The organism is Paenibacillus alkalitolerans, assembly GCF_016482785.1.
In the GTDB taxonomy this organism is placed as follows: domain Bacteria; phylum Bacillota; class Bacilli; order Paenibacillales; family YIM-B00363; genus Paenibacillus_AE; species Paenibacillus_AE alkalitolerans.
Map to the genome: position 1 here is coordinate 136,072 of NZ_JAEMXM010000013.1, position 13,832 is coordinate 149,903.

At 54.1% G+C, this 13,832-nt stretch carries 14 protein-coding genes; 12 read left to right on the forward strand and 2 right to left on the reverse strand.

Features of this window, described 5'->3' with window-relative positions; translation table 11 throughout:
* The first annotated feature begins 190 nt into the window (after positions 1–190).
* Positions 191–817 carry a hypothetical protein gene (locus JET16_RS19440; RefSeq protein WP_199619108.1) on the forward strand — a complete coding sequence of 209 codons (627 nt, stop codon included), beginning with the start codon at positions 191–193 and terminating at the stop codon, positions 815–817.
* Between the two features lie 286 nt (positions 818–1,103).
* Here the strand turns inward: JET16_RS19440 and JET16_RS19445 are convergent, their stop codons facing one another.
* The gene (locus tag JET16_RS19445; protein ID WP_199619111.1) at positions 1,104–2,099 is read right to left on the reverse strand and encodes a hypothetical protein; all 996 of its coding nucleotides are present in this window, start codon (positions 2,097–2,099) and stop codon (positions 1,104–1,106) included.
* A 130-nt stretch (positions 2,100–2,229) separates the two neighbouring features.
* On the opposite strand from JET16_RS19445, the gene mobA reads away from it, so the two are divergent.
* The 10 genes from mobA to JET16_RS19495 all read left to right on the forward strand — a co-directional run bounded on the left by mobA (position 2,230) and on the right by JET16_RS19495 (position 12,414).
* The gene (gene mobA / locus JET16_RS19450) at positions 2,230–2,865 is read left to right on the forward strand and encodes a molybdenum cofactor guanylyltransferase (protein ID WP_199619115.1); all 636 of its coding nucleotides are present in this window, start codon (positions 2,230–2,232) and stop codon (positions 2,863–2,865) included.
* Between the two features lie 19 nt (positions 2,866–2,884).
* On the forward strand, positions 2,885–3,124 hold the full coding sequence (gene moaD, locus JET16_RS19455; protein ID WP_199619118.1) for a molybdopterin converting factor subunit 1: 240 nt from the start codon (positions 2,885–2,887) through the stop codon (positions 3,122–3,124).
* Between the two features lie 39 nt (positions 3,125–3,163).
* On the forward strand, positions 3,164–4,441 hold the full coding sequence (locus JET16_RS19460; RefSeq protein ID WP_233531908.1) for a molybdopterin molybdotransferase MoeA: 1,278 nt from the start codon (positions 3,164–3,166) through the stop codon (positions 4,439–4,441).
* A 38-nt stretch (positions 4,442–4,479) separates the two neighbouring features.
* Complete coding sequence (gene mobB / locus JET16_RS19465; protein ID WP_199619124.1) at positions 4,480–5,004, forward strand: molybdopterin-guanine dinucleotide biosynthesis protein B; 525 nt, start codon at positions 4,480–4,482, stop codon at positions 5,002–5,004.
* Positions 5,001–5,213 carry a hypothetical protein gene (locus JET16_RS19470; RefSeq protein ID WP_199619127.1) on the forward strand — a complete coding sequence of 71 codons (213 nt, stop codon included), beginning with the start codon at positions 5,001–5,003 and terminating at the stop codon, positions 5,211–5,213. The genes mobB and JET16_RS19470 overlap by 4 nt, the downstream gene beginning before the upstream one ends.
* 157 nt (positions 5,214–5,370) lie before the next feature.
* Positions 5,371–6,057 (forward strand): ABC transporter ATP-binding protein, encoded by a 687-nt coding sequence (locus JET16_RS19475; protein ID WP_199619130.1) that lies wholly within the window; start codon positions 5,371–5,373, stop codon positions 6,055–6,057.
* Positions 6,017–7,144: an efflux RND transporter periplasmic adaptor subunit gene (locus JET16_RS19480; RefSeq protein WP_199619133.1), complete on the forward strand. Its 1,128-nt coding sequence runs from the start codon at positions 6,017–6,019 to the stop codon at positions 7,142–7,144. The genes JET16_RS19475 and JET16_RS19480 overlap by 41 nt, the downstream gene beginning before the upstream one ends.
* A complete protein-coding gene (locus JET16_RS19485; protein WP_199619136.1) occupies positions 7,144–10,026 on the forward strand; it encodes an ABC transporter permease in 2,883 nt (960 codons plus the stop codon). Before JET16_RS19480 ends, JET16_RS19485 begins: the two co-directional genes overlap by 1 nt.
* Positions 10,027–10,030: 4 nt before the next feature.
* Positions 10,031–10,927, forward strand: a complete 897-nt coding sequence (locus tag JET16_RS19490) for an ABC transporter ATP-binding protein (RefSeq protein WP_199619141.1) — start codon at positions 10,031–10,033, stop codon at positions 10,925–10,927.
* A complete protein-coding gene (locus tag JET16_RS19495) occupies positions 10,924–12,414 on the forward strand; it encodes an ABC transporter substrate-binding protein (protein ID WP_199619154.1) in 1,491 nt (496 codons plus the stop codon). The genes JET16_RS19490 and JET16_RS19495 overlap by 4 nt, the downstream gene beginning before the upstream one ends.
* Before the next feature lie 52 nt (positions 12,415–12,466).
* Here the strand turns inward: JET16_RS19495 and JET16_RS19500 are convergent, their stop codons facing one another.
* Complete coding sequence (locus JET16_RS19500; protein ID WP_199619156.1) at positions 12,467–12,979, reverse strand: 2'-5' RNA ligase family protein; 513 nt, start codon at positions 12,977–12,979, stop codon at positions 12,467–12,469.
* A 235-nt stretch (positions 12,980–13,214) separates the two neighbouring features.
* Between JET16_RS19500 and JET16_RS19505 the strand changes: the two genes are divergently transcribed.
* A complete protein-coding gene (locus JET16_RS19505) occupies positions 13,215–13,751 on the forward strand; it encodes a phosphatidylglycerophosphatase A family protein (protein ID WP_199619159.1) in 537 nt (178 codons plus the stop codon).
* Positions 13,752–13,832 lie beyond the last annotated feature (81 nt).

Below are 13,832 nucleotides of genomic sequence, written 5' to 3' on the forward strand. Positions count from 1 at the left end.
GGGTTTTCCGTAGACAAGGTGACGCTGGAGCTACTTCGCCTTTATAGTGGAAGTTTTTCACGTTGCATGGAGGTGGTGTCACCTGCAACATCAGTGTGGCGGTGTTTTCTAAGCTTTATCGTCTAGTCCCGCGGCCTTCCTGTTCCACAGTGGAACACGGTGGTTCACGAATGAACTGAGTAGTGCCGGAATGGAACAAGAGGCGGAGTACGCGGCCTTCCTGTTCCACAGTGGAACACGGTGGTTCACGAATGAACTATGTAGTGCCGGAGTGGAACAAGAGGCGAGGTGCGTGTCTCTCCTGTTTCAGAGTGAAACACGGTGGTTCACGAATGCACCACGTAGTGCCGGAGTGGAACAAGAGGTGGAGTACGCGGCGTTCCTGTTCCACAGTGGAACACCGTGGTTCACGAATGCACCACGTTGTGCCGGAGTGGAACAAGAGGCGGTGTGCGCGGCCTTCCTGTTCCACAGTGGAACACGGTGGTTCACGAATGAACTGAGTAGTGCCGGAATGGAACAAGAGGCGGAGTACGCGGCCTTCCTGTTCCACAGTGGAACACGGTGGTTCACGATTGAACTGAGTAGTGCCGGAATGGAACAAGAGGCGAGGTGCGTGTCTCTCCTTGATGCTAGAATTTACTTTGGACACGGAGAACCGAGAGTGGAACAAGTGGAATTGGGTCGGTTGAAGAGCATTTCTAACAATACTATAGCCGAAGAAGCAGCTTGGGGAAAAACCTCTCCCGCGCCTTCGCTTGGGCTACGTCCTCCATCAAAACAAAACCAATCTTTTATCCATCGTCCCGATGTATAATCCTACCTGCTCAGCCAAACCTGACATATCGGCGCCGGCAGCAAGATAAGCCAATTATAAGCCTGGCGATTAATTGTGAGCAACAGACTTAAATGCTGTTAGCGAAAAGTCTTCGGTTACACACGGTCGCGAAAGCCGAATGCAGACGCTTAATCTGAAATCAATAGTCCGCAATAAATCGACAGCCTCAACAATGATCCTATCTTCCACCCGGGGAAGGTCAAATAAACCTTTGCCGCCAGCGCAGGCCAACGATGCAGCCCGCCGCCGGCCGCACCGGCACACTCTACGCAAACCGGTAATACAACAGGATCATCGTGCAAAGCGTGAACAAGAAGTTCAAGCTTACGAACACAATCTGGTCGATGACCGACTTGTGGATCTTGATCGGCGGGTTATAAAAGCTCGTTCCTTCGATGATAAACAAAACAAGAATGATATGAGGCATCAGGTGGCCGACGATTTCCACCCATCCGAACAGCGTCGTCGTCATAATGAAAATACCTGTCAAGATCATGGCGAGAAAACGATTCAGCACACCCACCACGAGCAAATAACCTACGACAAATTCTATAAACGCCGATATGCTGATGAAGACGCCGGCCGGAAACCCGAACGTCGGCACGCCGTATCGTTCCACGATATCCATGCTCATGCCCGGGAACACCCATTTTTCTACCGCCACCCAACATAAAGACAGCCCTGTGCCGAGGTACAAAAAAGGCATGCCGAATGAGCGGAAACGCGTGTTTTGGAGGAAGAGCGCGATCGCGACGGCAACGTAAAATCCGTAATCCAGCATATGGAATGCACCGTATTCGGTCACGCTGACCGCAAACAATATCGCAATGGCGATTGCCGCCGCTTGCGTCGCCAAGCCGTACGGAACGAGCAGCAGCACGGCAGCCGCGACGCCTATGTACATCTGAACGTCCGTCACTTCGATTTCCGGAGCGAAAACCGCACCGGTCCATAGTTGAATGAGCAGCGTGACCGCTGTGCCGAACCGCAATACCGGGAACGTGAACTTTCGATACCCGTCGAAGCGCGCTTCCATCCTGATCACCGGCTTCGTTTTTGCCAACGACAAGTCCAGCTGCGGCAGCAAACCCAGTATTACGGCGGCAATCAGCGCAACCGTTATAAACAGCGGAGACAAGACGACATCCAAAGATTCTTTCTGAGGCGCCTCCGCGCCGTGGAACCATTTCACATGGGCGAAAGCTTTTAACGGCAAAAGCATCAATATGAAACAGCAAATGAATAATGCCGAACGTTTCATGTGTACGCACCTCTCATGGGCAAATAGTCGTTACTATCGTCTGCAAACATTCAAGACAACATGTACCACAATACCGGCCAAAATGCTATGATAAAAAGAGTGTGCAACCGCGTGAGAAAGGGGAATCCTCGTGGAGCTCGGCGCAATCATACTGGCAGGCGGCAAAAGCTCGCGGATGGGCGAGGATAAATGGCTGCTCCGCTTCGGCGGGCAAACCGTACTGGAACGCATCGTAGATACCGTACTTCCCTATGCAGACAGCTTGTCGATCGTACTTGAATACGTCGAAGGCGAGGATCGGTCCAATAAGCTTCCAGCTTCTATTGCCGCAAACCAAAGCATCTGCGTCATACGCGACGAGATGCCGGAAATCGGTCCGTTAGCGGGTATATACGCAGGCCTTCGAAGCTCGCAGACGGAGTATAATCTTGTGATCGCGGGAGACATGCCGTTCCCGTCGTGGCCGTTGGCGCAGCGGCTGCTCACGGAGTGCAGGCAACGCGGGGCGATGTGCGCGCTGCCGGAGCTCGATGGCCGATGGCATCCGATGTTTGCGGTGTACCGGAGCAGCGCTGCGGACGGTCTGGCGCAATATATACGCCAAGGCGGCCGCAAAGTAACGGACTGGATGCGCACTTTGGCTCCCGCGGTCATTGGCGAACACACCGTTCAACAAATCGACCCGGCGGGCATCGCTTTATTTAATATGAACACTCCTTCGGATTATGATACCGCGCTGCGGCTCTTCTCCTCCGAAAAAAAGTGATCGTGGAGGTTCGACACCTATGAAAATATTGTTGTTTGCAGGTTTGGCGGAAGCGGTGGGAGAGCCGTCTTTCGAAGCGGACGTGAAGCTTCCGGCCAGCGTTTCCGAACTGAAAGCGGCCCTCGTTGCGGCTTTTCCGTCAACGGCGGACATTGTGGACAGCTGTTTCGCGGCGATCAATCAGTCGTATGCCGATGATGAAGCGATTGTCCGAGAGGGCGACGAAGTGGCGTTTATTCCTCCGGTCAGCGGGGGATAACAATTCTGACATTTATACAGCATGGCGGAGGCGAATAAGTTGAACGACGAGCGGAAACAACGGCGGTTCGGCCGAAAAGCGATAAGCGTGGAAGAGGCGCGGCAGGCGGTGCTCCGGCACGCCGAGCCGGTTTCGATCGAAACGTTAGGTCTCGTTGACGCGGTTCGAAGACGCGCCGCCGAAGACGTGTTCGCCCCCGAGCCGGTACCGCACTTCCGCCGTTCCGGTATGGACGGCTACGCGATCCGCTCCGGAGACACGAAGGACGCCTCTTCGGCGAATCCCGTCGCTTTCAGCGTCATTGACAACATTCCGTGCGGAACCGTCCCCCGGGAAGCGATCGTTTCGGGAGCGGCGGCGCGCATTATGACCGGAGCCATGGTTCCGGACGGGGCGGACGCGGTCGTCATGCTGGAGATGACCGAGCCGCGCGAAAACGGAGATGAAACGGTCATCTCCGTGAAGCGGCACATCCCGAGCGGGGCGAACGTTTCGGCGGTCGGTTCGGACTTGATGCAGGGTGAACCCGTTATCCGGCGGGGAGAGCGGCTCGGTCCGGCCGAAATCGCGGTACTGGCAGCGGTCGGCAAACCTGACGTTACCGTGTTCCGAAGACCGAAGGTGGCTATTCTTAGCACGGGAACGGAGCTGCTGGCGCCCGGCGAACCGCTTCAACCCGGTAAAATCCGCAACAGCAACTCCTACATGCTGGCTGCGCAAACGGCGAACGCCGGCGGGGAGCCGGCAATCATCGAAAGCGTTCCGGACCGGCTGGACATTGCCGCCGGCACGATTCGCCGGTTAATGGAAACGGATGACTGCGATCTTCTCATTACGACCGGCGGCGTTTCCGTCGGGGACTACGATATGATGACGGATTTTCTATATGAATGGCAGGGAGAGCTGCTGTTCAACAAGATTATGATGCGTCCCGGCAGCCCAACCTCTGCGGCAGTGTTTAACGGTAAGCTGCTGTTCGCGCTGTCCGGAAACCCCGGCGCTTGCTTCGCCGGCTTCGAGTTGCTGGTTCGGCCCGCAATTAAGAAGATGCAGGGCGCTGCCGATCCCGGCCCCGCCTCGATCAAGGCTGTACTCGATGCGGATTTTCCGAAAGTGAACGCATATACACGGTATATCAGGGGTAAGCGCCGTGTGGAAGACGGATCGGTATTCGCGGCGCCTGTCGGCGAGGACCGGTCGAGTATGCTTGTTCCCGGGTTGGGAGCCGACTGTTTTATCGTTATTCCCCCCGGCGGACAAGGGGTTGCAAGGGGAACATTGGTGGATGTGCTGCCTTTTGACGATGGAAAGGGTTGAAGGTTATGCGGCGAGACCGGCCGGCGGTCGTACAAATCGTGGGTTATAAAAAAACGGGCAAAACGACGCTCGTCTGCCGGCTTGCCGAACGGTTCACGTCCGAAGGCTTGCGGGTGGCGACGATCAAGCACGACGCGCACGGGTTTGAGCCCGACGTGCCGGGTACGGATTCGTGGAAGCACCGGCAGGCGGGCGCGCTTTGGTCGGCGGTCGTTTCGCCGGAGCGTACGGCATTCTTTGAAGAGAAATCCGCGGATTTGGACGAATTGCTCCTTCGAATGCAGGAGGCCGATGTCGTATTGATCGAAGGGTTTAAAGGGAAGCCGTACCCTAAATTGGCCCTGATCCAATCCGTTGAACAGAAGGAAATTCTTGACGGTCTGGAATCGGTTTTCGGCATCGTTACGTGGGCCGACCGGAATGACGAGTGGGTGTCGGGGCTCGGAAGCGGGCGGGGATTGCCGGTTTATTCGTTTGATGATTTAGAATCGATAGTCAGGGCGATAAAAACAAATACTATGAGGGAGGCGGTAACTGAAAATATATCGGAGGAGACGTTATGAAGAACAGGTTTTGGCTGTTTACGGCCTTGATTGCGATTGTCTCTACCCTTGCGGGCTGTGCGGGAAGAGGCTCCCAACAAGACATTCAACGGCACGGGTATGAACAGCAAGGATCGACACAGAACGACCCGGCGCTCCATAATCCCGCGCTGCAGCCTCCGGGGAGTCCGGATTACTTGAATTACGGCTCCGGCAAAGCGAGGAAGTAGCGCCTCGCAAATATCGAACGATTTTTAATGCGGCCGCCTTCGGGCGGTTTACTTTTTTTCAAAAATTTTTCAGTCCAAGCTTGTAACTTTTCACCTATCACTTGCGTCATACATTTAGCGTCAAAAGGTACATAGATGGAAAAGAGGGGAAACGGAGATGGATTCAGAGGAACGGCTGTTGACCGTCGCCGGAGTCGAGCGCACGTTCCATGTCGGGGGACAGAGCATCCATGTGCTCAAAGGCATCGATATGCATCTGCTTCCGAATCAACTGGTGATGTTGAAGGGGCGCTCCGGTTCCGGTAAGACGACGCTGCTCAACATGTTGGGGGGACTTGACGTTCCGTCCGAAGGGGAGATCGTATTCCGCTCACACCCGTTCCACAAGTTGGGCGACGATGCGCGGACGGAAATACGGCGAAAGGAAATCGGCTTTATCTTTCAGTCGTTCGCTTTAATGCCCCTTCTGTCCGCATGGGAAAATGTGGAGTTATCGCTTCGCATGGCCGGCATCCACAAAGGGGAATGGAAAACGCGGGTAGCCCATTGCATGGAGTTGGTCGGACTGGGCAAGCGGGTGCACCACCGCCCTTTCGAGCTGTCGGGCGGCGAGCAGCAGCGCGTCGCCATTGCGAAAGCGATCGCTCACCGGCCGGTGTTGTTGCTTGCGGACGAACCGACCGCGGAGCTCGATTCGCAGATGGGCGCGCAAATTATGGCGGTGTTCAAAGACATCATCGCGACGGAAAATGTAACGATTTGCATGACTACACACGACCCTACGATTTTGGAGGTTGCCGATCATGTATATGAAATGGTGGACGGAAAATTCGCCGCATCGTAACCGGAAAACCCGTGCGGCGATCGCGTTGCTTCTGACGGCAACGGTTGCGTTCGCCTCCGGTTGCTCGCTGTTGCCGAAGGAAGACGATGAAGAAGTACTGCCTACGATTACTCCTCCGAAGCTGTCGGAGAAGCCTACGTACGAAGTGAAGACGGAATCGATCGAGCAGAATGTGCAGGGCATCGGAAAACTCATGTCGATGCAAGAAGAGATATTGTTCTTCACATCCAACACGAACGCAACCTCGGGTGATTCCCGGGTGAAGGAAGTATACGTGGAGACGGGCGAACAAGTGGAGGCCGGCCAGCTGATCGCCGAGCTTGACGTGACGGATAAAGAACGCGATCTTCGCCGCAAGCGCTTCGAGTTCCGCAAGGAAGAGCTTGCGATGATCGAGGTGCTGCGCAAAGCGGACGAATACGAGCCGGAAGAGCTGGAACAGCGTAAAATCGACTTCGAGCTCAAGCGCACCGAATTGACCGATTTGGAAGAAGAGATCTCGAACGCGAAGCTCACGGCGCCGTTCTCCGGTACGATCGTGACGATGTATGTGAAGAAGGGCTCCACGGTCAAAGCCTACGATCCGGTGGCCGTAATCGCCGATTTGACGAAATTGACGGTTGCCGCCGAATTCGGGAGAGACGATCTCAAAGAAATTGCGGTCGGCATGGATGCGGTCGTATCCATTAACTCCGCCGGCTCGCATCAAGGAAAAGTGGACCGTCTCCCGACGCAGGAATCGAACAACAACAACAACGGAGGGGGTTTCCCGGGAGGAAATCCGGGCAACGGACAACAACCCCAACAAGATTCAATCGAGAAGTATTTGCTCGTAAAGCTGGATAAATGGCCAGAGGGTCTAACGCGGGGCACACCGCTGAGCGTCTCGGTCATCACGAACCGGAAAGAAAACGCGGTCGTCATTCCGCCGGCGGCGCTCCGGTCATACAACGGCCGAAGCTACGTGCAGGTCGTGGACCAAGAAGGGAACAAGCGGGAGGTCGACGTTGAGGTCGGACTGCAAACCGCAACGCAGGTGGAAATCGTGAAGGGGTTAACTCCCGGGCAGAAAGTAGTGGGCAGATAATGGGCGGCGTGTTGTTGCTGCGGTTTATTTTCCGCAAGATGTGGAACACCCGGTGGCTCACCTTGTCGACGCTTGCAGGGCTGATTATCGCGGTCGCTTTCTCGACCAGCATTCCGATGTACGCCGACGGAGCGTTGAAACGCGTCGTGTCTTCTTCGCTTCGGGAGAAGAGCGACGGATTCCCCGCGGGTTCGCTTCTGATGCGGTATCAAGCGACCGGGAGCGCCCGCGCGGATCTTGCATCGTTTCACGACGTATCCAAATATATAGCGGAAGACGTGCCTAAACAAATCGGCTTTGAGTATGCTGCATTCGTCCGCGCCATATCGTTGCGGGGAGCGCAGCTTCAGGCGGTGGACCCGGAGAAGGTGGACCCGAGCAAGCGCAGGCAGATGACGATCGCCGCGATGAACGGGTTTGCGGAGCAAGTGGAATTTACGAACGGAAGAATGCCGGCCGGCGAAATGAAAGACGGAATCATTGAAGCCGCCGTGCTGGAAGAAGGAGCGCTGCGCAATTATTTCCGGGTAGGCGACGAATTTTGGTACCCGGCCTATGGAAGCGACGAACGGCTTAGGGTTCGCGTAGTCGGAACGTATCGCCCGTCGGACGATACAAATCCGTATTGGTATCAAGGGCTCGAAGGACTTGTCAATACGCTGGTCGTCGACGAAGGGCTCTTTATCGGAGAGCTGCTGGAGAAGCGCAAGCTTCCGCTTAATCTCGCCACTTGGTACTATGCTTTCGATTTGCGGGAAATTCAAACAAGTCAGCTGTCCCCTCTATCGGGCACGCTGTCTCGGTTGGACATTGATTTGTTCCAACGGATGAAAGACACGAAGGTCGATATTTCGTTTCAGCCGATGCTGGAGGAGTTTCGCCGGCAGAGCATTCAATTGCAACTGCTTTTATTTACGCTCGCCGCTCCGATGATCGCTATGGTGTTCTACTATATTTCAATGAACGCAAAGCAATCGCTGGACCGCCAGAAGAGCGACATCGCGGTGCTAAGAAGCCGAGGCGCGGGCACCAAACAAATAATTTGGATGTACATTCTCGAAGGGTTAATCCTGGGCGGGATCGCTCTAGTCATCGGGCCGATGCTCGGATGGTTCATGGCGAAATCAATCGGCTCGTCCAGCGGCTTCCTTACGTTCGTCGACCGGAAATCGATACCGGTGGGCTTCGGGACGGATGCGATACTGTACGGACTTGCGGCTGTTTTCATTGCGATTCTTTCGAGCGTTATTCCGGCCGTGTTGTTCGCGCGGTCGTCGATCGTAGGCTTGAAGCAGCAGATGGCGCGAGCTGAACGGGCGCCGGTGTGGCAGCGGTTTTTCTTCGATATCGTATTGCTGGGAGTCGCCGGTTACGGTTGGTATTTGATCCAAGAACGACAGATCATCTCGCTTCAAACCGGAATGACGTCGGACCAGCTGCAAGTGCAGCCGATGCTGTTCTTTGTGCCTGCGTTGGCGATCTTTTCGTTGGGACTGTTTTTCCTCCGCGTATTCCCATGGATATTGAAGCTGTTGAACCGTGCCGGACGATTTTTCCTGCCGGTGCCGCTTTATTTGACGCTCACCCAATTGTCGCGTTCGTCGAAATCATATTATCCGCTTATGCTGTTGTTGATTTTGACATTGGGGCTTGGCGTGTACAATTCGGCGGCGGCGCGCACGATCGATCAAAATTCGACGGAAAGAACGCTGTACCAATACGGATCGGATGTAATCATTCAGACCGTATGGGAAGGGTATGCCGAATTCGCTCCACCGCAGCAGAGCGGAGGGAACGGCGGGCAGAACGGCGGGGGCAACGGCGGCGGCAACGGCGGCGGTCAACCCGGCGGTCAACCGGGAGGCGGGCTGCCTCCACAGCAAATATTGTACGTGGAGCCGCCTTTCCAAGTGTTCAAGGAGCTGCCCGGGGTTCAACAGGCGGCGCGGGTGCTGCAGACGAAAGGCAACGTCGTCGTATCCGGCAAATCGATCGGTCAAGGCACCGTTATGGGGATCGTCAACGATGAATTTGCCGAGGTCGCATGGTGGCGCAACGATCTGTATCCCGCACATCCGTATCAATACTTGTATTTGCTTGGCATGTACGAGCAAGCGGTCATCATTCCCGAACGGATCGCCGACAAATATCAATTAAAGCCGGGAGATCTCATCTCCATCAGCATGCAGGGAAGCTTGATCGAATTCGTCGTTGTCGGCATATTGCCGTATTGGCCAAGTCAATATCCGGACGAAACGCCGTTTTACATCGCAAACCTTGATTACATTTACGATCAAGTGCCGCTCATCCCGTATGAGGTTTGGCTTAAGATGGAAGACGGCGCAAAGACGACGCCGGTGATAGAGGAGCTGCAAGAAAAGGGCATCGGTATTGCAACGGTGAAGGATGTGCGAATCGATCTCGTGTCTCAGAAGAAGCATCCGGCCCGCGGCGGGGTGTTCGGTATATTAAGCCTCGGCTTCTTGGTCTCGGCCATCGTTTCATTGATCGGTTACATCTTATATTGGTTCTTTAACTTGTCCAGCAGGGTCGTACAATTCGGCGTGCTGCGCGCGATGGGATTGTCGCGTAAAGGGTTGACAGGCATGCTGCTGCTTGAACAGCTGTTCACGGCCGGATTGTCGATCGGCCTCGGCATATTGATCGGCCGTATCGCAAGCGTTCTGTTTCTTCCTTTCCTGCAAACGACGGAAAGCGCAGCGAAGCAAGTACCGCCATTCCGCGTCGTATTCGAGGCATGGGATACGGTGCAGATATACATTGTCGTAGCCGTCATGGTCGCGTTCGGCGCGATGCTGCTAATGGCGCATATCCGCAGGCTGCGCGTGCATCAAGCCGTTAAACTCGGAGAGGAGCGGTAAGGCCATGATTCATTGCGAAGGGCTCGTAAAAATTTTCAAAACGGACGAAATCGAAGTGGTCGCGCTCCAAGGCTTGAATTTGACGGTGGAGCGCGGCGAGATGATGGCCATTATCGGAAACAGCGGCAGCGGGAAATCGACGTTCTTGAACATACTGGGCGGCCTTGACCGCCCATCGGCGGGAATCGTAAAAGTCGGCGACTGGGACTTGCTTAAGATTACCGACGACCAATTGGTGGAGTACAAACGCAATACCGTAGGCTTCATCTGGCAAAACAATGCGCGAAACCTGCTGCCGTATTTAACCGCTCTTGAGAATGTAGAGATGCCGATGATGTTGAGCGGGAAGCTCGATCGGCCGTATGCGAAGCAGCTGTTGGAGTGGGTCGGTTTGAAAGACCGGATGAACAACAAACTTCAGCAGCTGTCGGGGGGAGAACAGCAGCGGGTGGCCATCGCCATATCGCTGGCGAACCGTCCGTCGCTCTTGCTTGCGGACGAACCGACCGGTTCCGTGGATACAGCGACCTCGGACCGCATCATGAACATCTTCCGGACGTTAAACCGAGAGCTGGGTGTAACGATCGTCATCGTAACGCACGATTTGTCGTTAGCGGGAAAAGTGGACCGTGTCGTAGCTATTCGCGACGGATTGACCAGCACGGAATTTATTAAGCGCAACCCTGAGCTCGATTCTCACGTCTATAATGATGACAATATTTCCCGATCCCGATTGCGGGAGGAACATGAAGAGTACGCCGTGGTCGACCGGGCGGGGCGGCTGCAAGTGCCGAAAGAATATTTGGAGGCGCTGCGCATCGGAAACAAGGTGTCGCTCGAGTTCGACGGGGAACGAATTATTATTAAGGCACCTAAACATTTGGAGGGAGCACAATCATGACGTCTCACAAACAAAAATCCGGGTTCATCCGCACGGCGGCCGCCGCGCTCGCAACGGTGCTGTTCTTATCCGGCGTCCTTGTTGCCTGTTCGCCGTCAAACACGCCGGCGGACAACACCGAACGCGTATTGCGCATTGCGACGACGCAAGGGTACGGTGCGGAGGATGAATGGTTCCGCCAGCAATTCACGGAGCTGTTCGAATTTGCAAATCCGAATATTACGATCGAGATTATCCCCGCCGTCGATTACAGCAAACAAAGGTTCAGCACCGAACCGATGAAGCCGGAAGAGCAGCCGGATGTGATGGAGGAATTGAAGAAGCTGCTGGAAGGCGACAATCCTCCGGATCTCGTGATGGTCGATTATCAGCAGCTTCCCCAGCTCATCAACGAGAATTTGCTGGCGCCGCTCGACCCGCATATCACGAAAGACAAGTTCGACACTTCGAAAATCGTGCCGACCGTTCTTGACGGAATCAAGGACGTGGCGACAGACGGCAAATTGTATGCTCTTGCACCGCTGTTTAGCTCGTCGGCCATATTTTTCAATAAAGGAATATTTGATGAAGCCGGCGTGGGTTATCCGGAGGACGGCATGACTTGGCAGCAAGTGTTCGATTTGGCGCGTCAAGTGTCTAACGGCGAAGGAGCAAACCGTAAATACGGTTTTTCTTTCACGACCTATAAAGGCGGCGATTCGTTCTGGGAGTCGCAGGTTTACACTCAGCCGCTTGAGCTGCGGTATTTTGACGAAACCGGCGAAAAAATGACGGTAGACAGCGACCGGTGGGAAAATGTATGGAAAACGCTGGCCGATTTACGCAAACAAGATATTATTCCGGGGCCTCCGAAGCAGGAAGAGCAGCCCCAAAATTACAGACCCGGACCGTTCGAGTACGACAACTTCTTGTCCGGCAATGTGGCGATGGCGATCTCCAGCTACTATTACATCAATGAATTAATCAATGCGCAAAAGGCGGCGGAAACGAACAGCGAAATCAAACCGGTGCAATGGGACGTCGTAACGCTGCCCGAGCATCCGGATGCTCCGGGCATCGGCGGATACATCTATATGCAAGGTCTCATGGGGATTAATGCAAAGGCGCAAAACCCCGAAGACGCATGGAATTTCATCAAGTTTATAAACGGCGACGACTGGGCGCGGTTGAAATCCCGCAGCCAAGGAACTCTAGTCTCCAATATGGATCATCTCCAGCCGAAAGAAGGCATGGATTACAATATTTCAGCATTCTATAAGTTGAAACCGGCTCCGTTGACCGACGATTCGGAGATTTACCGCAAATACAACAACATCTATATGGTTCAAGAAATCGGGCGTCAAAAGTTCCAAGAGGTGCTTGACAACAAGAAGGAAGTTCGCCAGGCGCTTAAAGAATGGCAGACCGAGGGCGACGCCATGCTGAAACAGATGAGGGAAAATCCGGATGCGATGCAGCCGGGGTTCGAAACAAAAATTGAACATTAAACAACGGAAAGCCGGGAGGACATTGAATCTGTCTCTCCGGCTTTCCTGGTTGTTACCCGCGGAATAAGAATGTCTGGTGAACGGTCCAAGCGCCGTTTTCCGTTTGATAGAGAAGATGAAGGCGATCTACCGTGAAGTTGAAATCAAGAGGAATCGGCCTGAGGCTGGACAATACGTCATGCATTTCATCGTCGCCCAAATCCTGTCCGACGGTCAGGTGGGGGTTGTATGAATATTTAATATTTTTCTCCTCCAATACTCCGGAGCAGACGGTCCGGTACATCGACACGAACGGACTTGGATCTTCCAACGCCATGTAAATAACATTGGCTACCGGGTAAAATGAAGAAAATCGGTTGATTCTCACGGCGAACGGCTGCGTATTCGCCGTAACCTCTTCCAGATGCCGTACCGCCTCGGCTAACTTGCGTTCATCCCATTCTTCCGCTTCGCGAACCGTCATGTGCGGTTGAATCAGGCTGTAATGGGGGTCGAACCGCTTGCGATGACTGTTCGCTTCATCCTGCACAACTTTCGGAGGGAACACCGCGATACCGAATTTCATATTTTAGCCTCCTCGTAACACGATTGGTACCTATATTATACCGTATCATAATTCTTTCATAAGGAGAAATTTGCTGTATCGTGTTATAACCAAACCTTCATCGTAGTACTTTCAAGGAGGCAAGACCGCGATTAAAGGAAGGTTTGGTTTGAACATTGAAATGATCCAGTTCTGCATGCATCTTCATGCATTTCAATGTTATAATGTTCTTACCGGAGAGGGGGAACCCGACATCATGAAAGGATCCATTCACAGTAAAGTAGTTCACGATGCGGCATTGCGGAAGCTGCATGACCGTGGAGTTAAACTGGAGGATATTGCCGAAATCGTATATGAGATGCAATGTCCTTATCATCCGAATTTAACGATGGATATTTGCATGGAGAGCGTACGGAAAGTATTGGAGAAGCGTGAGCTGCAGCATGCTCTCTTGGTCGGAATAGAGCTTGACGAGTTGGCGGAACGAGGCTTGTTGTCCCAGCCTTTACAACAATTAGTGGAGGCGGATGAAGGACTGTTCGGCTGCGACGAGACGTTGGCGCTCGGGTCTGTGCTCGGGTACGGAAGCATAGCCGTTACCACTTTCGGCCATCTGGATAAGCATAAAATCGGCATTATCAAGAAATTGGATACGAAGAAGGGCAACGGCATCCACACGTTCTTGGACGATATGGTCGCGAGCGTCGCTGCTTCCGCCGCGGGGCGCATCGCGCACAGATATCGCGACGAATTGGAGCGGGAAGCGGAAACTGCCGCCGGTCGGGAAGAGTAAGCGAAAGATCAGCTTGCATGGAACATCCGTAAGCGGGGAACCCTGAGGTCATAGGGATCTTGCGCACGGGAGGTTGAATTC